Raw genomic sequence first — 25,755 nt, 5'->3', positions numbered from 1 at the left:
AAGTATCTCGGTCAGCCTGCATTGACAGCCGTCCTTGCGCTGCGCAATTCGGCGATTTGCTTTTGGAACGAGGCGACGAGGTTCGTCCCGCTTGGAAGATATCCGCTGCTGATGAGGTCTGCCGAGTCTTCCACGCTTTGCAGCCAGGCCTCCGCTTGCGGAAGCACCTTGTCAAGGCTTTCGTTAAACCTTGCCGGGATGGTTCCGCCGTCCGCCAATAGCTGCTGGGCCCAGCCCCGGGAATAGATGATGTGTTCCTTCTGTTCTTTGAGCAGCTTGTGAATCCGGTGCACCACATCTGCGTGGTTGGCCTCCAGCAGCGCTTTCAGCACCAGCTCAAGCGCGACGTTGACCGTGTAGAGGGCGGCGATCAGCTCGATCCAATTCCGTATCGCGACAACCTGGGGAAACGCCTTTCCCGATTGGCTCGCGATCTCCGGTTTCTTGCCCTTCAGTCCCTTCAAGTCAAACGACCAGTTGTACAAGAGCCGGGCATGGCCTAATTCTCCCTGGGCCATGGCGATCGCGGAAAGCGTCGCTTCCAGGTTGGGGCCGCTAATCCCCACCTCGACCAAGCGATCTCCGAGTACGTACTTGTTATCAGCAATTCTCTCGATCAAATTGACCAAAGATGTAAGTCCTGCTGTCTGCTCTGCCATTATGCCCCCGCCTCCTCTTTCTTGAATAACCCTTCCGGATGTCTGACCCATCCGATGTGATCTCTGCGCACCACGCACATCTCCACCCAATCTTCCTCGTCGTAGATGTAAGTGGCGTACACCTTGGCCAGATCATCGGTCTCGGCTTCGACTGTTCCTATGTGAACGAGATTGTCGCCGCGTTTGATCCGCGTAAAGACGTCGTACTCGTTTCTGCTGACTCTGTTGTTCATCGGGCGCTTACCCCCCAGGTCTTCATTTTTTCACGGGCTTCCGGGCTGAGACGCTCCACCGTCCAGGGCGGATCCCAGACGACGTTGATCTCGACCTCTTCCACGCCCGCCTCCTGCAGCAGCCGCTTGCGGATATCTCCTTCGATCCACTCCATGCAAGCACAGGATACGGCCGTGTAGGTCATCGTAACCGTGACGACTCCGTCCTGTTCCTCGATCCCGTAGATCAACCCCATGTCGACCACACTGACGGGAAACTCGGGGTCCATCACTTCCTTCAAGGCCTTCCAGCAGCGTTTTTCCACCAATTTCGCCTCAGCCATCATCCCACCTCTTTTCGGAGATCGGCCATTTCGTGGGCCCCCTGCTGAATGCGGGCAACGAATTCTTCGTTGAGCGGGCCTCTTTTCTTGAAGCGGGCGATGACGCCGTCCCACGTGTCCGGCTGTTCGAAGAGCCAGCGCTTGTTTTCCACGTCAAACTTGCAAGGGAACGGTACCGTGATGACGTACTTCTGTGCTTCCTCATCGTATCGGGCCGGTACTTTTACGCCGATCGACTCGCAAAACGGAACACAGGTGGACAGCCATTTTTGCCGAAGCTGGTCGTTGGTCCGGCCTTTTAATTTGTAGTCCAATTGCGCCGAGCGGCTTTTCAGTTCGTCAGCGACGCCGAAAAACTCCAATCCCATCAAGAACATCCAGTCGGCTGCCTGCTGCACCTGCTCCCGCGTCTCGGGATTTTCCATCGCCGCCTTCATGATGATCTCTCCGTTGCGCAGGTGAAACAGTTCCTCTTTATCCACCTTGACCAGCGCTCGCTTCCACGGGCCGTAAGACGTGTGTTCGAAGGCATCTCCGAGCAGCGTGTAGCCGGCGCGGTCAAAAAATGCGTTGAAGACGCCCAGTTCAATCCAGTTGGACAGCGGAAAGTCAAAGGCGTACGGATTTTTCCATCGGTTGGCCGGACGTTCGTACAGAAGCTGGTCGACATCCTCGCCAAGGTCCTTCAGCAATCGGTAGGCAATATGGGCATGGCCGATCTCATCCTGCATAATGGCTAATGCCGTAATCTTGCTGTTCAAGGTCGGCGCCTGGTCATAGACCGTCAAGAGCGGCGGGACGCTCAGCAATTCCGTATCCCCGACAATCACCAAGGTTTGCTTCAACGCCTTCAGGTACTCATCGTTCATGTCCTCTATGCGTTCGACCATAAAACCTGAATGAACCTTCTCCTTCAGCAAAGCTGCCTGTTCCATTCGCTCCACCTCATTACGTTTTTATTATTATCGTCTATTTAACGTAATACTAAAATATTATAAGTTTTCTGTCAAGCGTCTCTTTTTCGCAAAGAAAAAAACCTCTCAAGTAAGCAGCTCTTACCCAAGAGGTTCTCCCGCATCAGTGGTTCATCCCGAGATATTGGCTCTTTACTTCATCATTCGCCCGCAGCTCGTTGGGAGTGCCTGCAAAGACCACTTGCCCCTTGCTGAGAATGTACACCCGGTCGGCCACCCCCATCGCCATCGCGATATTCTGCTCGACCATGAGCATCGACAAGCCCTCGGCCTTCAGCCGCGAGATGATCGCCATCACTTCCTGCACCATGATCGGCGAAAGCCCTTCTGACGGCTCGTCGAGAAGCAGCAGATCGGGATTGGTCATCAGCGCTCTGCCGATCGAGAGCATCTGCTGTTCACCGCCGCTCAGGTTGCCGCCCATCGAAGCGGAGCGCTCCCGCAAGCGGGGAAACAGTTCGTATATTTTTTCCAGCGTCCAGCCGTCTGCTGAGCTTCCCCTGGCCGCCACGGTCAGGTTTTCCTTGACCGTCAAATTGGGGAAGATCCCCCTGCCCTGGGGCGACAAGCCGATGCCCAGCTTGGCGATTTTATAGGACGGCAAGTGTTGAATCTCTTTGCCCTGAAAGCGGATTTTGCCCGTCCGGGGGGCAGTGAAGCCGATAATGGAACGAATCGTCGTCGTCTTGCCCATGCCGTTGCGGCCAAGCAGCACGGCCAAACTCCCTTTCTCGACGGATAGGGAGATGCCGTGCAGGACGTGGCTGTCTCCATAATACGTGTGAATCTGTTCCACCTGCAGCATCTACAGCACCCCTTCCTGGCCGAAGTAGATTTCATAGACACGCGGGTCGGTTTGGATCGCCTGCGGGTCCCCTTCCAGCAGGATGCCGCCGTTATGGAGCACCGTGACCCTATCGGCCAGTCCGAAGACGACGTCCATGTCGTGTTCGATGATCAAGAGAGTCAGATCCTTGGGCAATTGCTGCAGCAATCGCAAAATGTACTGCGTCTCGGAATTGGACATCCCGGCAGTCGGTTCATCCAGCAGCAAGATCCGCGGCTCCGTCGCGATTCCCAAGAGGATCTCGACCTGGCGCTGTTCGCCGTAGGACAGGTTTTTTACCACCGCATTCCTGCGGTCTGCCAGCCCCCATGTCTCCAGCAGCCGGTCGGCACGCTCGTATATGTCCGGAAAATGCTTTGCCAGCCGCGGACGATACCACACATGCTCCAGCCCGGCCTTCATCTGCAGGACCAACAGCAGGTTGTCCTGGACGGTCAGTTCATTCAACAAGTTGTTCTTCTGAAAGGTTCTGACCATCCCTTTGCGCACCCGCTGGTAACCCGGCACCCGGGAGATGTTTTCGCCGAAGTAGGTTACTTCCCCGCAGCTTGGCGCCAAATCGCCCGCGATCATGTTAAACAGCGTCGACTTGCCGGCGCCATTCGGCCCGATAAACGCCCGCCGTTCTCCCTTGGCGATCGTAAACGACAAGTCTTTCAGGATTTCCAACCCGCCAAACCGCTTGCCCAACCCTTCCACGCGCAAGGCGGGCGTTTCAGTTACAGTTGCGCTCTGATACGCTGGTTTTGTCATCGCTTCCATCCCCCGTTTACTCTGACGTTCCATTCAAGATACTGACTCCGGGCTCTCCGTTTGCACCGGTGCCCTCGCTTTTGCGGACTTGCGCCAAACAGATTCCAGACCGACGATTCCCTTGGGGATAAAAATGACGAAAAGAATGAACGTGGTGCCGACGATCAGCATCCAAAGATCGGTATAGGAGCTAATGATCGTCTCCAGGATGACGATAAAAGCGGCTCCAAAAACAGGTCCCAAAAGGGTACCGGCTCCCCCGATCAGCACCATGATCAGCACTTCCCCGGACATCGTCCAGTAGATGTCTTTCGGTGAGACGAATCCGTTGAAGTAGGAGTACAGCGCACCGGCGATGCCGCCGATTCCGCCGGCCAAAACAAAGGACACATTTTTATAGAAAGTGGTGTTGTAACCCATCGATTTCATTCTCGTTTCGTTTTCGCGAATGCCGACGAGGATTTGTCCCAGCGGCGAGCGGACGAACAGGCGCAGCCCCGCCATCACCAGGACAAACAGAATCAGGATCAAAAAGTAGAGCGAGCTGGAACTGTCCAACGCAACCCCTCCGGCAAGCGTCGGCTTCGGTACCCCGGACAAGCCGTTATCCCCGCCCGTCAAGCTGCCCCAGCGGTAGACAAGCGCGTAGATCATCTGGGAAAACGCCAACGTCAGCATCAGGAAGTAGAACCCGCTCACCCTGTTGCAGAAAAATCCGACGATCCCGGCTGCGACAAGCGAAACGAGCAGCCCGGAGATCAAAGAGACAAACAGGTTGGCGGAGAGGTGAATCGCGACCAGGCTGGAGGTGTACGCCCCCACCCCGAAAAACGCGGCATGCCCAAGAGAGACAAGCCCCGTGTATCCGACCAAAAGGTTCAAGCTGGCGGCAAAAATGCCGAAAATCAGGATTTCGGCCATGATGCCCGTGAAATAATCGGAGGAAAGGAACGGAACCAGGCACAGCAGCAGGACAGCAGCCAGGCTGCCCGTCTTTATCTTTTGACTTTCCATCAGTTCACCTGCTTTCCGAGCAATCCGGTTGGTTTCACGATCAGCACAAGTGCCATTAACCCAAAAATGATCATCAAGCTGAGCTGCGGGAACATCACTTTGCCAAACGTGTCCACCACTCCGATGATCATACTGGCGGCCAAAGTCCCGGTAATGGATCCCAGTCCGCCGACGACCAAAATGACCAGCGCGAGGATCAGCACCTCGAATTCCATCCCGGGAAACAGACCGAGAATGGGCGCCGCGGCCACTCCCCCGATGCCGGCCAAGAGCCCTCCGATGGCAAAGACAACGGTGAACACCACGGTGATATTGATCCCCAGCCCGCCCACCATCTCTCTGTTGGACAGCCCGGCCCGGATAATCGCCCCCCAGCGGGTTTTTTCCTGGAAGAACCACATGGCGGCTGCGACGATGAGTCCAAAGCCCATCACTGCCAGGCGATAGATCGGGAAGGTCTGGCCGAACAACTCGACAGAACTGCCAAGGGACGCAGGGATGGACAGGGATTGCACGCTGGAGCCCCAGATCCAGCGGACCAGGTCGTGGACGACGTACGCCAATCCAAAAGTGAGCAGCACTTGCGACAAATGACCCAGACGATAAGTGGGCCGAAGCAGCCCCACCTCCAGGATGACGGAAAACAGCGCCACCAGCAGCGGAGCCAAGAGCAGGGCAGCAAAGAAGCTGGGGGCCACGTGCTTGGTTATGCCAAGCGCCAGATAAGCTCCAACCATGTAGAGCGAGCCGTGGGCCAGATTCAGCACGCCCATGATTCCGAAGATCAGCGATAAGCCGCTTGTGATCATGAACAGGAGCAGACCATATGACAAACCGTTGACCAGTTGAATTGCCAAAATATCCAAGAGTAATCCATCTCCCTCATCGAGCTATGAGACTGGCAGCGGTCCCCCTGTGCGCTGCACAGAGGGCCCTGTTGATGCGTTGGTAGTCGGTTACTGCACTCCGGGATCCTGGACCTCGCCGATCGTGTCAATCACTTTGTTTTCCGTTTTGCCATCTTTCAATTCGGTTTGGATGACGTACAGCTGCTGGATGATGTGATGGGTCTTGGGATCGAATTTGATCGGTCCGCGCGGGCTGGTAAAGGCGACTTTCCCGAATGCTTCCGTTACTTTTTGCTTATCAGAGGTATCGCCGTTCAGGCTGTTCAACACCTCTGCGATGATCCGCCCCGCATCGTAGCCTTCAATCGACTCAATGCTCGGGCGCTGGTTGTACTTCTTCTCGTAGGCTTCGATAAAAGCTTTGTTCTCCGGCGTATCCAGGTGGTAATCCCAGAACATCGTGCTGATGATCCCTTCCGGCGAGCTGCCCTGGGCCGGACGGATATCCTCGGCGTTCAACCACCCGGAGCCGACGAGCGGGATTTTGCCTTTCAGCCCGTACTGCTCGTACTGCTGGACGAAGCGAACGGCGTCGCTGCCCGCGAAGAAAGCGTAGACGGCTTCCGGGTTGGCTCCCTTGATCTGGGTCAGATACGAGGCGTAGTCGTTGGAACCGAGCGGCGGGAAGACTTCTCCGGTAATTTCGCCGCCAGCCGCTGTATAGGCCTCTTTGAAAGCGGTTACGACCTCGTGTCCGAACGCGTAGTCGGCAGCGACCAGGTACATCTTCTTGGAGATATGGTCATAGGCGTATTTTCCCATCGAGTGGCCGATCTGCCACGAGCTGAAAGACGATCTCCAGATGTAATTGCTGCCTTTGCTTCTGGTCAGATCGTTGCCGCCGGCATGCGAGACGAGGAAGGGGATTTTCTTGCTGTCCACTTCATCGCGCAGCGCGTAGGCAACCGCTGTGCTGACCGGACCGGTCAGGAAGTCGATTTGATCCTTTTCGACCAGTTTGCGGAGCTTGCGCAGGGCGGCCTGCGGATCGTTTTCCTCATCCTCTTTGATGAGTTCGATTTTTCTTCCGCCCGCTTCCCAATTGACCGTGTCAAAGTACAATTCCAATCCTCTCGTCAGGTTCTCGCCCAAAGAGGCGTAGACGCCGGAATACGGGAGAATCGCACCGATTTTTACCGGTGCCTGATTCGCGGGCGCCTTGTCTCCGCCGGCGGCAGGGGCCTCGCCCTGGGGCTTGTTCTCCGACCCCGAAACCGGAGCGGTGGCGGACTGGCCGCAGGCTGACAGCAGGGCCATACTTAAAACCAGCAAGAAAGCGATTACAATTTTGGTTTTTCTCATTTTCTCACCCCGTCAATCAAATACTTTGTGCTGAACAAAGCAGGTATGATCTGCTGCCCTCTTTCTAGTCTCTGTGCGCCCCCTCCTCAAAATTCTGGAATATCAATATATTCAAATAGTATTATATATTCTGCATCTGATTTTTACAAAGATTTTTTTAATGTTCGTAATAAAAACATAATGCTGATAATTATATGATCGTTAAAATTACGTAATATATCAAACAAAAAAAAGAGACGGGCAAGCCCGTCCCAGGATCTTCCTACCGCTCTTTCGGATCAAGCGCATCACGCAGTCCATCGCCAAACATGTTAAAGCCTAAAACGCTCAGCATGATGGCAATCCCCGGGCAGAGCATCAGCCACGGGGCATTCGTGATGTACCCCTTCGCATCGGACAGCATCTTTCCCCATTCCGCGTCAGGAGGTTGCGCTCCCAGCCCAAGAAAGCCCAAAGCTGCGGCGTCCAAAACCGCGGTACCGATTCCCAGTGTCCCCTGGACGATTAACGGCACCCAACTGTTAGGCAGCACATGCCGAAAGATCAACCGCCACTGGGTCATTCCCTGTGCCCTGGCAGCCATAATATACTCTTCCTGTTTTACACTGAGCACTCTGGAGCGAATCAGTCGGCCAAATGTCGGTATGTTGATAATGGCTATGGCAAGCAAGGCATTAAACAAGCCCGGTCCGAGAATGGCCACGATCGCAATCGCCAGCAGAATGCTGGGAAAAGCCAGCATCATGTCAAACAAGCGGGAGATCAGCGTGTCGATCCACTTGCCGAAATAACCTGCCAAAAGACCGAGCAAACCGCCAATCACAAGCGATCCGATGACAGAAAAGAAGCCTATCGTCAATGAGATGCGCGCTCCGTACAATAAGCGGGAAAAGACGTCCCGGCCCGCATCATCCGTCCCAAGCCAATGATCGCTTGACGGCGGCTGCAAATTGATCTTCAAGTTTTGTTCAGTCGGATCATACGGAGCGAGGACAGGCGCCAACAGTCCGATCAGGACGAAGAGGATGACGATGCCGCCGCCGATGAGCGCTGCCTTTTGCTTTCGCAAACGCCTCCATCCTTCCATCCAAGGCGACCTGGCCTTCTGGTAATTGGAGTTGATTGAAACACTCTGATTTGCGTGCACACGATCTGTTTGCATCCCCAATCACCTCCCTATTTGTACTGGATCCTTGGATCGAAATAAGCGTAGAGCAAATCGACGATCAGGTTTACGACGATATAAATCGTTGCCAACACGAGGATCCCCGATTGGATGACGGCATAATCGCGGGCGCCGATCGCATTAAACAAGTAGAGTCCGACTCCGGGCCAGCCAAAGATCGTCTCGGTCAGAACGGCTCCGCCCAGCAGCGTCCCGAGCTGTAAGCCGATTACCGTTAAAACAGGGGCAAACGCGTTTTTCAACGCATGCTTGTAGACGACGAAAAAATCGTGCAGCCCTTTTGCCCGAGCGGTCCGAATGTATTCATGCTTGAGCACCTCCAGCATGCTCGCGCGCGTCATCCGGGCAATAATCGCGGTTGGGATCGTTGCCAGGGCAATTCCCGGTAAAATGATATGTTTCAGGACAGACCAGAACTGCCCGGTATTGCCAGCCAGCAACGTATCGATCAGGTAAAAATGGGTAATCGGGGTGATCGTATCGCGAACATCGGCTCGACCCAACACCGGCAGCCAGTCAAGTTTGACGCTGAACAACCATTGTTCCACGAGGCCTAACCAGAAGATCGGCATTGACACACCGACGAGAGCCAGCGCCATCGCCCCGTTGTCAAGCCATGTGTTACGTCTCCAGGCCGAGAGAATCCCCAGGTTGACACCGAAAATGACCGCGATGATCATGCTGAAGATAGCCAACTCGGCAGTTGCCGCGAGATAGGGAACCATTTCCTCGACAATCGGCTGTTTGGTTACCATGGATGTGCCCAGATCCCCTTGCAGGATACGCTCTAAAAAATGGAAATATTGCACATGTAAAGGCTGATCCAGTCCTAATTGCGCCCGCAACGTTTTAATTGCTTCCGGATCCGCCCTTTGCCCTAAAATAACTTCGGCCGGATCGCCAGGGATTGCGTGGATGATCGAAAAGACGATGATCGACATGCCAAATAAAACAGGAATCAGATGTCCCATTCGTTGCAACACGTATTTAAGCAACCGGCTCACCACCTGTTTCGTACAAATGACAGGCCACAAACCGCCCGGACTCCGCTTCTCTAAAGGCCGGACGGGTGGTCCTGCACGTTTCCACGGCATAAGGGCAGCGCGGGTGAAAAGCACAGCCGACAGGCGGGTTGGCCGGGTTTGGCACATCCCCTTGCAGTACGATCCGCTCCCGCAGCGCCTCGGGGTCGGGAATCGGAGCCGCCGAGAGCAGTGCTTGCGTATAGGGGTGAAGCGGGCGGTCATAGAGGGCGTCCCGCTCGCCCAATTCGACCATTCTGCCGAGGTACATCACTCCGATACGGTCGCAAATATATCTGACGACGCTTAAATCATGGGAAATAAACAGATAGGTCAAGCGAAAAGTCTCCTGCAGGTCTTGCAGCAGGTTCAGCACCTGTGACTGCACGCTGACATCGAGAGCGGAGACAGGTTCGTCCGCTACGATCAGCTTGGGCTGGTGCATCAACGCCCTGGCAATTCCGACGCGCTGCCTCTGTCCGCCGCTGAATTCATGGGGGTAGCGGTCGCCGTGTTCGGCGTTAAGTCCAACGACTTCCAGCATTTCCCGGACCTTCTGTCGCCGCAGCGACTTATCGGAAATTCCGTGGACGATCATTGGCTCTTCCATCATTTTCCCAATTGTCATCCGCGGATTCAAAGAAGCATAAGGATCCTGAAAGATAATTTGCATGTCTTTGCGAATGTTCCGCAGTTCTTGATGATTCAGTTTGGTAATCTCCCGGCCGTCAAAGTAAACCTTTCCAGACGTCGGCTCAATCAGGCGCAGGATGCTCCTGCCCGTAGTCGATTTCCCGCACCCGCTCTCTCCTACGAGGCCAAACGTTTCCCCTTCCCGGATGCTGAAAGTAACACCGTCAACAGCCTTGACGTATTGCTTATTGCGCTGAAACAATCCGCCGCGAATCGGGTAGTATTTCGTTAAATCCTTCACTTCTAGCAAAGTCTTGTTCATGTCGTTCCCCCTTTGCCGGCGGTTTTGACCAGATCGGCTGCGGATCGCGAGTCGTGGTGCAACCAGCACCGAACGTGGTGGAGTGTACGCTCGTCCACGCCAAGCAACTCCGGTTCCGATTCCCAACACGCTTGTCCGGCAAGTGGACATCGCGGGGCAAATTTGCACCCTTTCGGCATTGCGTGAGGTACCGGAATGCTGCCGGGAATGGAGTACAGTCTTTCGCGCGGCCCTTTCAGCTTCGGAACGGATTGCAGCAACCCCTGGGTGTAAGGATGTTTCGGATTTTTAAACAGTGTCTTCACATCCGCCTCTTCGATCACCTTTCCCGCGTACATCACCACCACCCGGTCGCACGTCTCCGCAACTACGCCCAAATCGTGGGTAATCAGCATGATCGAGGTACCGGCTTCATCCCGGATTCGCCGCATAAGAGTCAATATCTGCGCTTGAATCGTTACATCCAGGGCCGTTGTCGGTTCGTCGGCGATGAGCAGTTTTGGCCTGCAAGCCATGGCCATGGCGATCATCACACGCTGTCGCATTCCCCCGGAGAGTTGATGCGGATATTCAAAAATCAGTTGTTCGGGCCGCGGAATGCCTACTTCGCGCAGCAGCTCAACAGCTCGCTGTCTGGCCTGGCTGCGGCCAATGCCCAAGTGTAGTTGAATCGCTTCACAGATTTGCGCTCCGATGCGAAAAGCGGGATTCAAGCTGGTCATCGGCTCCTGAAAGATCATGGCGATCTCATTGCCGCGAATGGAGCGCATTTCCTTTTCTGACACGGCCAGCAGGTTCTTCCCCTGAAACATGATCTCGCCGCCTACCGTCTTACCGGGGGGGGAAGGGATCAGCCTCATGATGGACAGGGAGGTAACGCTTTTGCCGCACCCCGATTCGCCGACAATCCCGAGAATTTCGCCCTGCTTGATCGTAAAATCAACGCCATCAACAGAACGAACAACACCCGCATCGGTAAAAAAGTGGGTTTTCAATCCGCGGACTTCCAGTATCGGCTTCATCGGTTCAATCCTTTCGATTTAGCAGGTTGTAAGCTATGTTCACGAACGCCTTCACACCGATCAACAGCGCATCCTCGTCGATCGTAAAGCGCGGGTGATGGTGCGGAGCGACGATTCCTTTCGCAACATTGCCGGCACCGATATCAAAAAACGTTCCCGGGGCCTTTTGCAAATAGGCGGAGAAATCCTCACCGCCCATCTGTCGCTCTACTGGCGGAAGGGCTTCCTCGCCAAACACGCTGACCAGCGTAGCCCGGACCAGATTGGTCAATTTTTCGTCGTTAATCACCGGGTCGTATCCTCTCGTATAGCGAAATTCATATGATGCTCCATGAGCGGCGGTCACACCTCTGATGACCGCTTCCATCCGCTCAGGCACAGATTGGCGAAACGCCGGCTGAAAGCTTCTCACGGTGCCGGTCATCGTGACTTTCCCGGGGATGACATTATGGGCTTGTCCTCCGGCAATCGTGCTTACCGACAAGACGAGCGAATCGAGAGGGTTGGTCGTTCGCGATACAATCTGCTGCAAATTTGTGATCACCTGAGCCGCCACGGCGACACTGTCGACTGTTTCATGCGGATAAGCAGCATGACCGCCTTTCCCGATGACTGTAATCTCGAACGAATCCGGTGCGGCGTAGTACGGACCGCTCAAGAGAGCGATTTGCCCGGTCTCCCGCTGTGAATCGAGGTGCAGGCCGATCACCATGTCGACGCCGTCCATGCACCCTGCCTTGACCATCTCCTGGGCGCCGCCGGGAAACTGTTCTTCCCCATGTTGGAATAAAAACCGCACCTCCCCGTTGATCTGCTCCTTCATTCCGGCCAAAATTTTTGCGGTGCCCAACAAAATGGCCGTATGTCCGTCATGGCCGCACGCATGCATGACTCCAGGATTTTGCGAAGCGAACGGCAAGCCCGTCTCCTCCGTGATGGGCAAGGCGTCCATATCTGCGCGCAATGCCAGCGTCTTCCCCGGATTAGGCCCGATCAGCCGCGCCATCACACTTGTCCTGGTCGGCCTAGAAAGCTCAAGTTCACCAAATGATTGCAATGTGTCAAAGACGAATTGAGCCGTGTTCACTTCATGAAACGATAACTCGGGGTTCTGGTGGAGATATCGCCGCCACTTGATCACATCGTCTATTACCTGATCCGCATATTCCGCAATGGTATCGCTTGTTATTTGCATCTCGCATTCTCCTTTGCGCGCTCTTGAAATGAAAAGGGCCATTTCCGAATCCCCGGCAGAAGCAGCGGCGGCCCGCTTACCCTGCATGGATGATTTGAAATAGCTCGGCCCTTTTCATTTCAACTCAATTGATTTCATTACTTCTCGATATCTACCGTTCAGAATTGCGGAGTCCCCACCGGACTGGGCACAAAGTCCTTGACGTAACTCGCCCCGGCGAGGACAGGTTTGGTGTGCACGAGCGGTACCATCGGCGCATCGTCGTGGATGATCTGTTGCGCCTGCTTGTACAGTTCCGCCGCCTTTGTTTGATCCGTTTCCTTCAGCGCGTTTTCAAGCAGTGTATCGACCTGCGGATTCTTATAAAACGAAAGGTTGAGAGCCGGCGGTTTGGCATTGCTGCTGTGCAAGAGCGTGTACAGCAAATTTGACGGATCCCACGTACCAGGTGCCCATCCCATCAGGCCCATGGTGTGTTCGCCGTTTTTCATTTTTTGCGTGTACGTCGCCCAGTCCATTGTCACGATCTTCGCATCGATGCCGATCTTCTTCAGGTCAGCCTGCAGGACGGTTGCAATTTGTTCCGGCTGCGGCATATATGGGCGGGCAACGGGCATTGCCCACAGCTCTGTCGAGAAGCCGTTGGGGTACCCTGCTTCTTTCAACAGCTCTTTCGCCTTTTCCACATTTACTTCGTAGTCATTCAAATCCGTATGAAACGCCCAGTTTTTTGAAGGAAGCACCGTGACGGCCGGTTCAGCCAACCCGTAGTAGTACGCATCAATCAGCGCTTGTTTGTCAATGGCCATGTTGATCGCCTGGCGCACTTTCGGATTGTCAAACGGCGGCTTCAAGTTATTCATCGCCAGATACCCGACATTGTTGCTCGGCGTTTCGTACAATTGCAATTTTGCATCGCTCTTTACGGAAGCAGCGTCAGAGGGGCTCAGGCCGTCCATTAAATCAATTTGCCCTGCCCGCAGCGCGTTAAGTCTGGCTGTATTGTCCTTAATTACTTGGAAAATAAGCTTGTCCAGCTTCGGCATGCCCGGCTGTCTGTAGTCCTGGTTTTTCTCCAAAACAATCTTGTCGCCCGGCGTCCAGCTGACGAACTTAAACGCCCCGGTTCCCACAGGCGTTTTGAGGATATCCCCGTTATGCTTTTTGATCGCTTCAGGCGAAGCAATTCCGTATTCGGTTTGCGACAAAATGGCGAGCAGAGGCGAAAACGGCTGTTTCAAATTGATTTGAACCGTATCGTCATCAATCTTCTGCACATCTTTGACTACGCACGTTTCACTGTCTTTGAATCCGCCGAAATCGGCCTGGAAGGGAGAGAAATCTCCTTTGTGGTACGGGTTTTTCTCGTCCCACCAGCGTTCAAAATTAAAGATGAAAGCATCCGCGTTAAACGGAGTGCCATCGTGGAATTTGACGTCTTTCGCCAAATGGAACGTCCACGATAATCCATCGGGAGAAGCTTCCCAGCTGGTCGCCAGATCCGATTCCAACTCGGATGAACCAGCCTTGTACCGGACCAGCGTTTCATAAATTTCCGACGTAATCGTGATGGAAACGAGATCGGATTGAAGTGACGGGTCCAGTGTGACCGCATCCGCGGCGATCCCCATGACAAAATCCTTGGGCTTCCCAGTGTCGGCTTTTTCCCCTGCCGCGCCGCTCGGCGTATTTCCACCCGATGAACATCCTGCCAACAGCAGCCCGAATGCAAGGGCGGCTGCAGTCCATTTGCTAGCTGTTTTTCTCACTACCGTAAATCCCCCTCGAATTTTCTCTGGATATTAATTATGCAAGCACTTGGCTTGTTTCAAATTCTGTCATCGCCTCGTCCAACAGGCGCAGTCCTTCATCGATTTGTTCCTTTGAAACGGTCAGAGGCGGTACCATCCGAATGACTTCCCCATGATTTCCGCACAAGTAAAACAACACACCTTTGCGCAAGGCGATGTCAAGAATTTTTATCAACGCATCGCCATCCGGCGCTTTTGTGACCGGGTCGACAATCTCGATCCCGATCATCAGCCCTACTGCGCGGATGCTGCCGATCAGCGGGTGTTTCGCTTTCAACTGCTGCAGCTTTTCCACCGCATACGCACCCATTTCCCTGGCGTTTTCAATCAGCCTCTCCTCTTTGATCACCGCAAGCGTTGCCAGTGCTACCGAGCATGCAATAGGATTGCCGCCAAACGTCGTCCCGTGCGATCCCAGCGGCCACTGCTGCATCAGTTCCTGTGAAGCTACAGTTGCACTGAGCGGCAGTCCGGAAGCGATTCCTTTGGCGATGGCCATAATGTCCGGTGTTACACCGAAAGTTTGAGCAGCAAACCACTCGCCTGTCCGACCAAATCCTGTCTGCACTTCGTCAAAAATAAGCAGGATCTGATACCGGTTGCAGATTTCCCTCAGCTTGTGCAGCCAGCCCTTTGGCGGTATGATATAGCCGCCTTCGCCCAGCACCGGTTCGACAATGACGCAGGCAACCTCTTCAGGCGTAACCTGGTGCTTGAATAACGTCGCAAAATCCTTCTCCAGCTTTTCGATACAGTACGTTTCAGCGTCCATGCCAGGCGGACATTCCGCAGTGTTTGCATAGGGCAGCTGGTACGTCAAATGAGACGGCTGCACGTATTTGCGATACTTGCTTTTTGAACTGGTAACGCTTAAAGCGCCCAGCGAGCGGCCGTGAAAACATCCGATAAAGGAAACGACGTAAGGACGCCGGGTTACATATTTCGCCAGTTTGATAGCCCCTTCTACCGCTTCGGTTCCGCTGTTGGCAAAGAAAAAGCAATCCAGATTCCCCGGCAAAATCTCTGCCAGCTCGTCAGCCAACCGCAAGATCGACTCGTAAATGATTACACCCGATGGACCGTGCGTCAGTTGATCTGCCGCCTCTTTTATAGCCTGGACGATCTTAGGGTGCCGATGTCCGGTATTGGCCACTGCAATGCCTGACGTAAAGTCAAGGTACTTCTTACCATCCAGTCCGTAATAATAGCATCCTTCTTCCTTGATGACGGGAAGATTGGGATGATCTTTTGCCATACTTGGCGCCAGCCGTTTTGGCATTTTCTTGATGAGATCGCTCCAATCTCTGGACATATGTTTCTCCTCCACTTTCTGTTTGCTTCTGTTGGTCAAATAAAAACGCGGTATGTCCCCTTTCCGTCAGAAATGCAAATCGTCCGCTATTTTCTAATAGCAAAAAACGTGCCAACTGCTTAACAAATCGCTTTACTCCAGGCCGTATTTCTTTAGTTTCCGCACGATGGACGGCTGGCTGACACCTAATGCTTTCGCGATCTCTACCTGTTTTTTGTACCGCTTTTTGGCTCGCAGCAAAATCTTCTTCTCGTAATCTTCCAGCATCTCTTTTAATGTACGTCCCGAATGTTGAAACGAAAGCTCGTCAGCGAGGCGGGTGAGGTAGGCTTCCGGCAAATCCTCACGCATAATCACTTGCCGCGATGAAGTCACGACAAGCCGCTCGATCAAATTGATCAACTCTCTTACGTTTCCTTGCCATTCCATGGAGAGCAGCAATCTCATGGCATCTTCATGGATGATTTTTTTCCGGTTGTATTTTTTCGCGAACTGCTGCAATACCTTTTCAATCAGCGGAATGATGTCTTCCGGGCGTTCGCGCAAAGGGGGAATGGTGATCGGCACGACATTGAGACGAAAGTAAAGATCTTCGCGAAACGTCTTCTTTTTCACCATTTCTTCCAGGTTCTGATTGGTAGCTGCGATCAGCCGGAAATCCACTTGCTTCACTGTCGTCCCACCGACACGATAGAACTGCTTTTCTTGAATGAATTTGAGTACTTTGACCTGATTTGCCAGCGATAATTCGCCTACCTCGTCGAGAAACAGCGTGCCTTTTTCAGCCAACTCGGCGAGCCCCATTTTGCCTTTCTTGTTCGCTCCGGTAAACGAGCCGGATTCATAGCCGAAAAACTCCGTTTCAAACAACTGTTCGGGAATCGTTCCGCAGTTCACTTCAATAAAAGGCCCGTTTCTACGCGGACTTTTATTGTGAATAAACCTGGCGATAAGCGATTTGCCTACGCCGGATTCACCGAGAAAGAGCACGTTTACATCCACCTCGGCGATTTGCAGCGAGGTATTGATGACCTTCCTCATCTGCTCGCTGTTGGCGATAATGCCTTCGACAAAATAATTGCGGTTGCGCATCAATTCTAGTTCGCTTTTGACGCGCTCCATCTCGTCACTCATCTGAAACAAATACTTTTCCATTTCCAGCAACTCTGTCACGTCATGTGAATAGCTGACGATGCGAAACAGTTCCCCGTTTACGTCGAAAACGGGAATGCCCGTAACCAGCAGCTTTTTTCCGTCTTTTGTCGTTTGCACGAAGGTTGTCTTTTTCCTGTTCTTCACCACAATGGGTGTAGCCAATGGTGTAAACAGCCCCTGTTTTTCCAGGTCATATACGGATTTTCCAATCAGATCGTCCGATTTTACACCGTAGATCGAACCCGTTACTTCACTGACCCGGAGAATGATTCCATCCGTATTTGTCACTAGAATATCGTCTTTTAGCGAATGCAGGATCGCCTCATATTCATTCCACTTTTCTGTATGAAAATCCAAGTTGTCAGCCACTCCCGTTTTATTCATTTTTGTATATTTTCCTCTAGAATCAAAAGCTAAGCACCTTCTCATCAAGTATTTTCCCGTTATTCATTTTTAAATATATTATACAGAAACGAAAGATGGTATAAAAGATTATGCAAAAAATGAAAGCGTATTTCATGTTTCCAAAGCGAAGGGCTTCAAGACAAGAAAAAAGGAGCGCCTCCCCCAATCACGAACAAGAATGGCGACCTAGACCTAAGAGAACTGGAGGTGACTCCCTTGTCCATTATACGACAAGGGTGCCTATTTGAGATACAAGCCGACCGCCTTCCTTCTGAAGCTTCCTACTTCCGTAAAAAGTTTACATTCAAGACGGAAACGGTTGGTCGATCGTACACGGCAGCCAGAGGAACAAAATGGGTGTTCTTTACGAACAATATTGATAGACCCCACTTTTTCCATCAAAAAAAGAACCGTAATCACTACGGTTCTCCTGCCTGTAACTCTGACAGTTCTGACAGTTTTTTTGCCAAACTGTTTAATTCCTCAATCGAGGCGGCCAATTCTTCGGTACTGGCAGCATTCTCTTCCGTCAAGCTGCCTGACTCCTCGATACTTTGCAGCATCGAAGAGATTAAGTCTTGAATCTGTTTTAGCTGGCCGGCAATCCGTTTGGCTGACTCACCGGAACGTTCGGCCAAATTACGGATTTCTTGAGCCACCACGGAGAAACCTTTGCCGTATTCACCGGCGTGAGCTGCCTGAATGGAAGCATTTAAACCGAGCAGATTCGTCTGGGAAGCCACTTGAAAGACGAATTTGGTTACCTCTGAGATATCTTCCATCTGTTTATGTACCGTAACTGATGTGTCGGCCATCGTCTCAGTCATTACCGCCAGCTGTTGGGAAGCCTGGGAGATAGATTGGGCACTTGCGGATATCTGCTCCGTCATCGCGGCAAGGCTTTGTGCGATTTGGGATATTTTATCATTTTTCTCTTGCGAGATCCCGATCGAGATACATCCCACCGCTTCCCCATTCTCAATTAATGGCAAGCAGATCGCATTGTGTGCGACACCGTACAGTTCTTTATTGCCTTGCCGGAAAATTCTGCGTTTTTCCTCCAGCGCCACTTTGGTCAGGCTGCCATCCCTGATCGGATCGCCCACATACAGTGCCATTTTTAACTTTTTGCCGGGCAGGGAGACGACAAATTTCTCCCTGTCGGCAATGCAAAAATGCACATCCTCCAGCATCAATTGGCTCATATAAGGGGCAACGGCGATAAAATGATCTAAAATAGACATTGGTTCCCAGTCCCTCCGTCACAACATTTCACTCGCGAGCTTGAAATAGCGTCTGTTCCCCTTCCACTTTTGCCAGCTCATCCCGGGAAGCCAGATACTCCAGGTGGGCTAGCGTCTCGGCCAGCGCAAACCTCCACTGGTGCGGCGTCAGCTGCTTCTCGCTGAATACCGCCTCGGCAACCTGATAGGCAGTCCGTCCCGCTTTTGCCAGCTGCAGCATCCTGTCCAGGCGTACCGAGTGATGCTGCAGGATCTCCTCGATGCGCTGCTTTACGTCAGTGATGACTTTTCCATGTCCGGGCAGCGCCAGGGAGACATCAAGCGAGCGGAGCTGGCGCAGCGATTCCAGGTAATCCTGCAGCGGATTGGGACTGCATCCCGGCCACAGACTGATGTTGGGCGTGATTTTGTCAAGCAGATGATCCCCGGCCAGCAGCCACTTGCGCTCCGGTTGATAAAAACAGACGTGCCCGTCGCTGTGCCCCGGAGTGAGGATCATTTTCCACACTTCTCCCGCCAAATCCGCCTGCCCAATCGGGACAGCTTGAAGCCGAGCGAGCGGCAGCACATGCTGGCTCAGCTTTTCCATGCTTGCTGCGATTCTCTCCGCCAGGTCGGACGGCACCCCGTGTTTGACACACATCTGTGCTACCAGCCTTGACTGGCTGCTGTCCGTCCCCCAGGTCCTAAGCGACATCTCCCGATCGATGTCGCTGAGATACACCGGCGCCCCGGTCAACTCCTGCATCCAGCCGGCCAACCCGAGATGATCGGGGTGAAAGTGAGTCAGATAGATCGCGCCCACATCGCGAGGCTGCACGTCCAATTGGCGAAATGCCGCCTTCCACGCCTCCTGCGCTTCAGGATAGTTAAAGCCTGCGTCAACCACTACGCTTCCCTGATCTCCCCGGAACAAGTAACAATAGACGTACTTCATCGGAAAAGGAACGGGAATCGGAATCCGAAACAGCGTATCACTCATGCGTTGTATCTCCATATTCCCCTCCTAGCAGTTCTTCCAGACGGGCGGGCGCTTTTCCAGAAAAGAATGCAGACCCTCCTGTGCATCGTCTGAATAAACAAGTTCCCGCAAGTAGATTTGTTCCACCTTGCCGATAGCAGAAGCAAACGACGACGCCATCGCCTCGCGCACCGCTTTACGGGTCAGGCGCAGGGCAAGCGCGCTTTTGCCGCGCAGGTTGTCGAGGAGCTGGCCTACTGTCGCCTCCAAGTCTTCCGGTGAAACTACCCGGTTGACGAGCCCCCATTCATACGCCTTCCCGGCGCTGATCGTCTCACCGGTCAAGAGCAGCTCCATCGTGCGGTTCAGACCTGTCAACCAGGGGAACGCCACGACAGATACCGGCGGAAACAGCGCCAAATTGATCTCCGGCTGACCAAACTTGGCCTGGTCCGTAGCGATGACCAGATCGCAAAATGTCGCCAGTTCGCAGCCGCCGCCGATCGCCGCTCCCTCGACCACGGCGATGGTCGGACAAGGAACCTCAATCAACCGGTGAAACATCTTGTGAAACAGGTGAATCATCGGCTCCGTCTTGTCGCCCATGTGATCTTCCACCGCAACGCCGGCTGAAAACGCTTTTCCTTCGGCGCGAATCACCAGAGCATGCAGGTTTTCCTCTTTACAGATGGAAGAGAGCGCATCCACGATCTCTTCCATCATCTCCATGTTCATGACGTTTACAGGGGGCCTTTTTAAAACAAGTGTAGCAACACGATCCTCCACGGAAAAACGGATCAATTGATACGATTTCACGCACTTTCATCCCCTCTACATAAATGGATGTACCGCTGGCTGCTTCACGATCTCGTTCGCTCGCACGTCGTAAAGCCCGAGCGGAATCAAGCGCAGCCCCGGAAGGAAATCACAAGTCAAAAACAGCAGGGTGTACAAAATATCGTGGAACGGATACCCGCGCTGCTGCACGGCGGCCAACAAGGCATTTTGGTACTTGACCGCTTGCTCAAACGAAGGAGAGGTAGTCATCATCCCGGTCAAAGGAAGCGGAATTTCCAGGATCACCTGACCGCGGTCTACGATGACAATGCCCCCGCCCAGCTCATGTACCCGTGCTGCCGCAAGAGCCATCGCTTCCGGGTCCCGTCCGATCGTCAGCAGTTGGGTGGTTGTATTGTAGGTCGACGCCAGTCCGTCAAGATTCGTGGCAAAGTTTTCCATAATCCCTCGCGACACCCATCTCCCCTCCCGATCGATCAGGTTGGCATACACAAGACCTTGTTGGCCAGAGAGATCCACATACCCCTTGTCTACAGGCAAGTTCAGTTGTTTTCGCATCGTAATCACGGTACTGCGGAAGCTGATCACAGGTACAGGCTCGTCTGCTGACGCATGCGGAAAGCGGTGCAGATCGGCATGCTCCAACGCCGTTTTGGCAATTCCAAACGGTCTGTTAGCGACGTATTGATCCCAATCGATCTCCGGGAAGGAGGCAAGCAGTTCTCCATTGGAGGCAACGATCTCCCCTCCGGAAATCACCAACTCCGGACGGAAGTCTGTCAAGTCGGGCAATAGTAATAAATCGGCACGTCTGGCAGGAGCAATCCCGCCGATCTGCTCGTCCAAACGAAGAAACGTCGCTGCATTGATCGTCACCATCTGAATCGCCTGCATCGGCGGCAGTCCGAGTTGAACCGCTTTTCGCAGCAGGCCGTCGACAAGCCCCTCCTCCTCGATAAAGGCAGGATGCGGTCCGTCTGTCGTCATCAGGATCCGGCTTGTCGCCACCTTCCCTTCCGTAATCATCGTGATGATCTCCGCCAAATCAGGACGCAGCGAACTGTTGCGCAAGGTGGTCCACATGCCGAGGCGCAGCCGGTCCAGGGATTCCTTTGCGGTGATCGCTTCATGGCAGGCGCTGATGCCGGCTGCCACGATGGAATTCAGTTTTTCGTACGAACATCCGGCGGTGTGACCGTCGGAAATCTTCCCCAAACCTTTCAAGTAGTCAATCGTTTCCAGCAAAAACGGATCGCCGTTGTAGAGAAGCGGCCAGCGCGTCACCTCTGCGCTGCCGACCACTTCGTCCATGGCAAGCAGGCGGCGGACAGCTTCATGGTTGAAGTCGTCTCTCTCTGTCGGGTAGTCGGCCTGGGAGACCAATCGGACCAACCACAGATTGTTGCCTGGAAGCTCGCGCAAATCTTCCACCATTTTGGCAAATCCGTCCGCTCCCATGTGCAGGTAAAAAAACAGATTGTCGTTCACAAGGGTAGTGGTTCCGAGGGACAACGCCTTCTTGGTCAAGCTGATGGGATTGTAGACCACCCAGGGATGGGCATGGGGCTCGATATAGCCCGGGGCGACGTACTTCCCCTCTGCATCAATCACCTTTGTCTTGTCGCCGATTGAGGCTTCGCTCTCCCCGACATAGGCGATGCAATCTTTGTATACCGCCACATTTTGGCGCAGGAACTCTCCCGAGTACACATTGATTACCGTCCCGCCCTTGATGTAAAGATCAGCAGTCCTACGTCCTTGTGCAACTTCTATCAGTTCATGCCGAGTCGCTTTCACGTTCATTACCACCTTTTGTTACACCTTTGGCCTGCAGGTTCCCGGCCGAAGGTGAAAAGTCTGCTCTTTCCAGTACGAGTGACGCCAACGTGCCGCCTACCAATCCCCAAAACGGCGCTCCGATGTGAAAGAGGGAGACGCCGGAGACGGTGATGATAAATGAGAACAGCGCCCCAAGCTTGAAGCGCGATGAAAAACTGGACTGCAGCGAGCCTGCCAACACGCCAACCATGGCCAAGCCGCCGAGCAGCTTGATCAGATGAGCTGGGACGATCTGCGTCATCATCGCGGCAATCGGGGCAAACACGCCAAACAAAATCCACAAGATTCCAACAATGACCGCCGCGACATACCTTCCTTCCCGCGGGCCGGTATCACTCCCGCTGATAATCGCCGTCATCGGTCCGGCGATGCATGCCGAGTGGGCGCCGAAAAAGCTGTTGATCAGCGAACCGATGCCGCTCCAGTTGGTCATGGCATTGACCGGCGGCAGGTAGCCGCTTGTGCCGAGCAGGCCGATTCCCTGCGCATTTTGAATTGCAATGACCGTCAGCGTCAAGGGAATCACCAGCTCGCCGATCGCGCCGAGGTCGAAGGACGGCAGGAACACCTGGGGCCTCGCCAGCGCAAACGCTGCGCCGTTTGCCTGCAGCATTCCCGACAGATACAGCAGCAAAAAAGCGGCCAGCAGTGCGGCGAGCAGCGGCGGAAATCGCTTCGCCAGCAGGGGAAAACCAGCAAGCAGGAAGTAAACGGCCAATACCGCGCCATTCAGCAAGGGCGCTTCTACAGTCGAAGTGATGATATCAATTCCGAAGGGCAGCAGGACCCCGGAGACCATACCCATCATGATCGGCATCGGCAGAATTTTCATGATTCGCTTGACAATCCCGGTAACGCCGAGAATCACGACCAGGACGCCCGTGATGAAATACGCTCCGACCACCTCGGCAAACGTATGCTGCATCAGCGAGCTCCCGACCAAAACAGCGCCGGGAATGGAAAAAGCGACCGGGATTGGCTGGCGGTAGTACAGCGACATTCCAAGCGTCAAAATGCCGCCGACGACGTAGATCGAAAAAATCCAGGAGATGGTTACATCCAAGGTGACATTCCCCTTGGCGGCTGACTGCAGCACGATCAGCAAAGGTCCTGTGACCCCAAAAAGCCAGGCAATAATCCCGTTGGATATGCTGGCAACAGACAAGTACTTGGGGAAGTCGCGAAGGCTTCCCATCCAGGCTGATCTCCCCGAGGTCAAGTGTCGTATGTTCCCTCCTTAACTAACGTATATCTCCGCAAACGGATTGATCGCTTTGTCGCGGTTTGGCTGGACAGTCCGATCAGGTGCGTGTTCAAACACGGACTCGAAGAACCGGACGGCGGACACGGAGATCAATTGATGGATATTCCAAAACAAATCTCTGGCGCTTCTTCCGCTCCAATGATCGGGCAGGAGGTCCTTGGGAAATCCCGGGTCCTTAAACAGAAACTTTCTGAACTCGTGGACAAGATGGGTGCGCTCCAAAAAAGACTCCACATCTGTCAGCGTATTATTCCAGACGCGCTCTTTCAAATGCTCGTATTTGGCTTGATAGGACTTGATAAAACCGTTGTATTCCGCCTCAATTTCCTGCAAATTCCATCCCTTGTCAATGATGTACTGATTGTCATGGGACACGACAGAGCTGGAACTGAATAACATGGTATAATCTTCCAGATTATAGGTGCGGATCATCTCCATGATCTGCTCTTCCAAGGGATTCGGGCTGACCCAGACACTGTTGGACACAAGCCCGAATCCCGTCCAGTTCAGCTCCTTGCGAATCTGGTTGCGCAGCTCCCGCTTCTCTTCCGGCACGGAGTAAGTCAAAATCCGCCATAGACCATCCCATTTGTGATCGCGAATGGAGTACACCCTTTTTACGCCGTCTTCGATTCTTCTTTTGCCTTTCTCGGTCAAACTGTAATAGCTCTTGTTTCCGACTCTTCTTACCTGCAGGAGATCTTGCTGAACCATGCGGAGAGTCGCTCCCCTGACAGAGGATTCAGAAATTCCGAATTCCGACATGATCCGGATGAGGCTGCCGATCCAGATTTCTCCGCCATAGTACTGGATAAAATCCCCGTAGAGAGTGATCATCAGTGATCTTGGTTTCATTTCTATCACCTTCTATAGATGAGACTTGTTTCTTCTATCACTGATATCTAGAGTATGCTAATTCCCTCTTAATGGCAAGAATGTCCGGAAGCTCTATTTAACTGATTCTCAGTTTGAACCGCTGTATTTTACCGGTTGATGTTTTTGGCAGCTCATCGACGAATTCAATCAACCGCGGATACTTGTACGGCGCCAGCCTTTGTTTCAAGTAATCCTGCATGTCCTTTTTCAGGCTGTCGAGCGGAGTGACGCCGTTTTTCAACACGACAAACGCTTTCGGGTGGGTAAGGTTTTCCTCCTGCTGCACGCCGACGACGGCAACCTCCAGGACAGCCTCGTGTTGAAGTAAAGCGTTTTCAATCTCGATGGGCGAGACCCAGATTCCCCCTACCTTGATCATGTCGTCCGACCGGCCGCAGTACCAGAAATACCCTTCCTCGTCGACGTAGTACTTGTCGCCGGTGTGCAGCCACTCTCCGCTGAACTTTCGCTTGTTTTCCTCATGGAGGTTCCAGTAGCCGTGGGCAATACTGTCGCCCTTCACCAGCAGATCGCCGGTTTCGTTCGCCGAGAGCGCCACGCCCATTTCATTGACGATCTTCGCCTCGTACCCGGGGACGAGCTTGCCCGAGCTGCCTTCGCGAATATCGCCGATTTGATTGGACAGGAAGATGTGCAGCACTTCCGTTGATCCGAGCCCGTCGAGGATATCCGTACCGAACAGCTCCCTCCACTTGCGAACGTACTTGGCCGGCAGCGATTCTCCGGCCGATACGCTGACCCGTATCGAGGAAAGGTCGTATGTTTTTCCGCTGCGTTCGACGAGACCGATCATCGAGCCGTAAAGCGTCGGCACCCCGAAAAAGATCGTAGGCCTGTACTTCTCGATGGTTTCGAAGACCTTTTCGGGCAGCGGGCGATCCGGCATCAAAACGGTCGATGCGCCCACCCCTAAAGGAAAGTACATGCCGTTGCCGAGCCCATAGGCAAAAAACAGTTTGGAGGCGGAGAATGTGATGTCGGCCTCCGTTATCTTCAGCACTCTTTTGGCATACGTGTCGAGGGCGAATTGCATGTCGTGCTGCAGGTGGATGACGCCCTTGGGATTTCCCGTGCTTCCGGAGCTGTACAGCCAGAAAGCGGCATCATCGTAATTGGTCGACGCCGGCTCCAGCTCTGCCGATGCCCAGCCGATCAACTCGTCGTAGGAGTGCACATGTTCTTCGCCGCCTTCCGCCTCGCCGATCACAATCACATGTTCCAGGTAAAGAAACCGGCTTTGCAGATGGCGAATTTTGCTCCAGATGTCGGCGTGGATGATCATCGCCTTGGCCCGGCTGTTGTTTAAAAAGTATTCGTAATCGGAAGGATGCATCATCGTATTGACCGGAATCGGCACGGCGCCAATCTTCACTGCCCCGTAGAAAGAAGCGATAAATTCCGGAGTGTCGTAACACACCAAGAGAATCCGATGCTCCATCTCCAGCCCGAGCTTTTTCAGCGCATTCCCTGCCTGATTTACGCTGCTTTGCAGTTGTTTGTACGTGATCTGCCGGTCCTCATAGTAGATGGCCACCTTGTCTCCGATGCCGTTGTTTACATTCTCGTCTATAAAGCGTGTGGCTGCATTGTACCTAACCCCTAAACCTCTTATCTCCATCTTTACCTCATCTCCTTCCTGCCAGGATAAAAAGACCTGCTTGCAATCAATAAAAGGC

Annotated in this window: 24 protein-coding genes; all 24 read right to left on the bottom strand. The window is 53.5% G+C overall.

Annotated features, from left to right (window positions below):
* Positions 1-11: 11 nt before the first annotated feature.
* On the bottom strand, positions 12-659 hold the full coding sequence (locus HGBM_RS14905) for a Phenylacetic acid catabolic protein (RefSeq protein ID WP_019121888.1): 648 nt from the start codon (positions 657-659) through the stop codon (positions 12-14).
* The gene (locus HGBM_RS14900; protein WP_019121887.1) at positions 659-892 is read right to left on the bottom strand and encodes a hypothetical protein; all 234 of its coding nucleotides are present in this window, start codon (positions 890-892) and stop codon (positions 659-661) included. The genes HGBM_RS14905 and HGBM_RS14900 overlap by 1 nt, the downstream gene beginning before the upstream one ends.
* On the bottom strand, positions 889-1,215 hold the full coding sequence (locus HGBM_RS14895; protein WP_019121886.1) for a metal-sulfur cluster assembly factor: 327 nt from the start codon (positions 1,213-1,215) through the stop codon (positions 889-891). Before HGBM_RS14895 ends, HGBM_RS14900 begins: the two co-directional genes overlap by 4 nt.
* Entirely contained in the window at positions 1,215-2,150 is a 936-nt protein-coding gene (locus HGBM_RS14890) for a Phenylacetic acid catabolic protein (protein WP_019121885.1), read from the bottom strand. Before HGBM_RS14890 ends, HGBM_RS14895 begins: the two co-directional genes overlap by 1 nt.
* A 142-nt stretch (positions 2,151-2,292) precedes the next feature.
* Positions 2,293-2,994 (bottom strand): ABC transporter ATP-binding protein, encoded by a 702-nt coding sequence (locus HGBM_RS14885; protein ID WP_019121884.1) that lies wholly within the window; start codon positions 2,992-2,994, stop codon positions 2,293-2,295.
* Positions 2,995-3,789 carry an ABC transporter ATP-binding protein gene (locus HGBM_RS14880; RefSeq protein ID WP_035287213.1) on the bottom strand — a complete coding sequence of 265 codons (795 nt, stop codon included), beginning with the start codon at positions 3,787-3,789 and terminating at the stop codon, positions 2,995-2,997.
* A 33-nt stretch (positions 3,790-3,822) separates the two neighbouring features.
* Positions 3,823-4,803, bottom strand: coding sequence for a branched-chain amino acid ABC transporter permease (locus tag HGBM_RS14875; RefSeq protein WP_019121882.1), 981 nt, complete (start codon positions 4,801-4,803; stop codon positions 3,823-3,825).
* Complete coding sequence (locus HGBM_RS14870) at positions 4,803-5,669, bottom strand: branched-chain amino acid ABC transporter permease (RefSeq protein ID WP_019121881.1); 867 nt, start codon at positions 5,667-5,669, stop codon at positions 4,803-4,805. The genes HGBM_RS14875 and HGBM_RS14870 overlap by 1 nt, the downstream gene beginning before the upstream one ends.
* A gap of 90 nt (positions 5,670-5,759) precedes the next feature.
* Positions 5,760-7,013 carry an ABC transporter substrate-binding protein gene (locus tag HGBM_RS14865; RefSeq protein ID WP_019121880.1) on the bottom strand — a complete coding sequence of 418 codons (1,254 nt, stop codon included), beginning with the start codon at positions 7,011-7,013 and terminating at the stop codon, positions 5,760-5,762.
* Positions 7,014-7,275: 262 nt separating this feature from the next.
* A complete protein-coding gene (gene nikC / locus HGBM_RS14860) occupies positions 7,276-8,100 on the bottom strand; it encodes a nickel transporter permease (protein WP_390620984.1) in 825 nt (274 codons plus the stop codon).
* An 89-nt stretch (positions 8,101-8,189) separates the two neighbouring features.
* Entirely contained in the window at positions 8,190-9,170 is a 981-nt protein-coding gene (locus HGBM_RS14855) for an ABC transporter permease (protein WP_035287210.1), read from the bottom strand.
* Between the two features lie 16 nt (positions 9,171-9,186).
* Entirely contained in the window at positions 9,187-10,176 is a 990-nt protein-coding gene (locus tag HGBM_RS14850; RefSeq protein WP_019121877.1) for an ABC transporter ATP-binding protein, read from the bottom strand.
* A complete protein-coding gene (locus tag HGBM_RS14845) occupies positions 10,173-11,198 on the bottom strand; it encodes an ABC transporter ATP-binding protein (protein ID WP_019121876.1) in 1,026 nt (341 codons plus the stop codon). Before HGBM_RS14845 ends, HGBM_RS14850 begins: the two co-directional genes overlap by 4 nt.
* Positions 11,199-11,202: 4 nt before the next feature.
* Positions 11,203-12,393, bottom strand: a complete 1,191-nt coding sequence (locus tag HGBM_RS14840) for a M20 family metallopeptidase (protein ID WP_019121875.1) — start codon at positions 12,391-12,393, stop codon at positions 11,203-11,205.
* Positions 12,394-12,551: 158 nt separating this feature from the next.
* Complete coding sequence (locus tag HGBM_RS14835) at positions 12,552-14,162, bottom strand: ABC transporter substrate-binding protein (RefSeq protein WP_019121874.1); 1,611 nt, start codon at positions 14,160-14,162, stop codon at positions 12,552-12,554.
* Between the two features lie 37 nt (positions 14,163-14,199).
* The gene (locus HGBM_RS14830; RefSeq protein ID WP_019121873.1) at positions 14,200-15,516 is read right to left on the bottom strand and encodes an aspartate aminotransferase family protein; all 1,317 of its coding nucleotides are present in this window, start codon (positions 15,514-15,516) and stop codon (positions 14,200-14,202) included.
* A gap of 132 nt (positions 15,517-15,648) precedes the next feature.
* Positions 15,649-17,055 (bottom strand): sigma-54 interaction domain-containing protein, encoded by a 1,407-nt coding sequence (locus HGBM_RS14825; RefSeq protein WP_019121872.1) that lies wholly within the window; start codon positions 17,053-17,055, stop codon positions 15,649-15,651.
* Between the two features lie 440 nt (positions 17,056-17,495).
* Positions 17,496-18,320, bottom strand: coding sequence for a methyl-accepting chemotaxis protein (locus tag HGBM_RS14820; RefSeq protein ID WP_019121871.1), 825 nt, complete (start codon positions 18,318-18,320; stop codon positions 17,496-17,498).
* Between the two features lie 28 nt (positions 18,321-18,348).
* Complete coding sequence (locus HGBM_RS14815; RefSeq protein WP_019121870.1) at positions 18,349-19,317, bottom strand: MBL fold metallo-hydrolase; 969 nt, start codon at positions 19,315-19,317, stop codon at positions 18,349-18,351.
* A gap of 9 nt (positions 19,318-19,326) precedes the next feature.
* Complete coding sequence (locus HGBM_RS14810) at positions 19,327-20,097, bottom strand: enoyl-CoA hydratase/isomerase family protein (RefSeq protein WP_019121869.1); 771 nt, start codon at positions 20,095-20,097, stop codon at positions 19,327-19,329.
* Between the two features lie 15 nt (positions 20,098-20,112).
* Positions 20,113-21,882, bottom strand: coding sequence for an adenine deaminase C-terminal domain-containing protein (locus HGBM_RS14805; RefSeq protein WP_026074434.1), 1,770 nt, complete (start codon positions 21,880-21,882; stop codon positions 20,113-20,115).
* A complete protein-coding gene (locus HGBM_RS27570; RefSeq protein ID WP_019121867.1) occupies positions 21,857-23,113 on the bottom strand; it encodes a benzoate/H(+) symporter BenE family transporter in 1,257 nt (418 codons plus the stop codon). The genes HGBM_RS14805 and HGBM_RS27570 overlap by 26 nt, the downstream gene beginning before the upstream one ends.
* A gap of 42 nt (positions 23,114-23,155) precedes the next feature.
* Positions 23,156-24,037: a phenylacetic acid degradation operon negative regulatory protein PaaX gene (gene paaX / locus HGBM_RS14795; RefSeq protein ID WP_019121866.1), complete on the bottom strand. Its 882-nt coding sequence runs from the start codon at positions 24,035-24,037 to the stop codon at positions 23,156-23,158.
* 97 nt (positions 24,038-24,134) lie between these two features.
* A complete protein-coding gene (locus tag HGBM_RS14790) occupies positions 24,135-25,697 on the bottom strand; it encodes a benzoate-CoA ligase family protein (protein WP_019121865.1) in 1,563 nt (520 codons plus the stop codon).
* Between the last annotated feature and the right edge of the window lie 58 nt (positions 25,698-25,755).

Source organism: Brevibacillus massiliensis (assembly GCF_000311785.1).
GTDB classification, from domain to species: domain Bacteria; phylum Bacillota; class Bacilli; order Brevibacillales; family Brevibacillaceae; genus Brevibacillus_C; species Brevibacillus_C massiliensis.
Note: the sequence above shows the minus strand (reverse complement) of the source record. Positions and strands in the feature narration are given on the sequence as shown.

What these genes read in the sequence shown, in the direction of transcription:
- HGBM_RS14885 (WP_019121884.1), bottom strand. Translation starts at nt 2,994, where the DNA reads ATGCTGCAGGTGGAACAGATTCACACGTATTATGGAGACAGCCACGTC.
- HGBM_RS14890 (WP_019121885.1), bottom strand. Translation starts at nt 2,150, where the DNA reads ATGGAACAGGCAGCTTTGCTGAAGGAGAAGGTTCATTCAGGTTTTATG.
- HGBM_RS14845 (WP_019121876.1), bottom strand. Translation starts at nt 11,198, where the DNA reads ATGAAGCCGATACTGGAAGTCCGCGGATTGAAAACCCACTTTTTTACC.
- HGBM_RS14790 (WP_019121865.1), bottom strand. Translation starts at nt 25,697, where the DNA reads ATGGAGATAAGAGGTTTAGGGGTTAGGTACAATGCAGCCACACGCTTT.
- HGBM_RS14815 (WP_019121870.1), bottom strand. Translation starts at nt 19,317, where the DNA reads ATGGAGATACAACGCATGAGTGATACGCTGTTTCGGATTCCGATTCCC.
- HGBM_RS14875 (WP_019121882.1), bottom strand. Translation starts at nt 4,803, where the DNA reads ATGGAAAGTCAAAAGATAAAGACGGGCAGCCTGGCTGCTGTCCTGCTG.
- HGBM_RS14850 (WP_019121877.1), bottom strand. Translation starts at nt 10,176, where the DNA reads ATGAACAAGACTTTGCTAGAAGTGAAGGATTTAACGAAATACTACCCG.
- HGBM_RS14880 (WP_035287213.1), bottom strand. Translation starts at nt 3,789, where the DNA reads ATGACAAAACCAGCGTATCAGAGCGCAACTGTAACTGAAACGCCCGCC.
- HGBM_RS14820 (WP_019121871.1), bottom strand. Translation starts at nt 18,320, where the DNA reads ATGTCTATTTTAGATCATTTTATCGCCGTTGCCCCTTATATGAGCCAA.
- HGBM_RS14855 (WP_035287210.1), bottom strand. Translation starts at nt 9,170, where the DNA reads ATGGGACATCTGATTCCTGTTTTATTTGGCATGTCGATCATCGTCTTT.
- HGBM_RS14905 (WP_019121888.1), bottom strand. Translation starts at nt 659, where the DNA reads ATGGCAGAGCAGACAGCAGGACTTACATCTTTGGTCAATTTGATCGAG.
- HGBM_RS14825 (WP_019121872.1), bottom strand. Translation starts at nt 17,055, where the DNA reads ATGAATAAAACGGGAGTGGCTGACAACTTGGATTTTCATACAGAAAAG.
- HGBM_RS14865 (WP_019121880.1), bottom strand. Translation starts at nt 7,013, where the DNA reads ATGAGAAAAACCAAAATTGTAATCGCTTTCTTGCTGGTTTTAAGTATG.
- HGBM_RS14830 (WP_019121873.1), bottom strand. Translation starts at nt 15,516, where the DNA reads ATGTCCAGAGATTGGAGCGATCTCATCAAGAAAATGCCAAAACGGCTG.
- nikC (WP_390620984.1), bottom strand. Translation starts at nt 8,100, where the DNA reads ATGGAAGGATGGAGGCGTTTGCGAAAGCAAAAGGCAGCGCTCATCGGC.
- paaX (WP_019121866.1), bottom strand. Translation starts at nt 24,037, where the DNA reads ATGAAACCAAGATCACTGATGATCACTCTCTACGGGGATTTTATCCAG.
- HGBM_RS27570 (WP_019121867.1), bottom strand. Translation starts at nt 23,113, where the DNA reads ATGGGAAGCCTTCGCGACTTCCCCAAGTACTTGTCTGTTGCCAGCATA.
- HGBM_RS14900 (WP_019121887.1), bottom strand. Translation starts at nt 892, where the DNA reads ATGAACAACAGAGTCAGCAGAAACGAGTACGACGTCTTTACGCGGATC.
- HGBM_RS14895 (WP_019121886.1), bottom strand. Translation starts at nt 1,215, where the DNA reads ATGGCTGAGGCGAAATTGGTGGAAAAACGCTGCTGGAAGGCCTTGAAG.
- HGBM_RS14840 (WP_019121875.1), bottom strand. Translation starts at nt 12,393, where the DNA reads ATGCAAATAACAAGCGATACCATTGCGGAATATGCGGATCAGGTAATA.
- HGBM_RS14805 (WP_026074434.1), bottom strand. Translation starts at nt 21,882, where the DNA reads ATGAACGTGAAAGCGACTCGGCATGAACTGATAGAAGTTGCACAAGGA.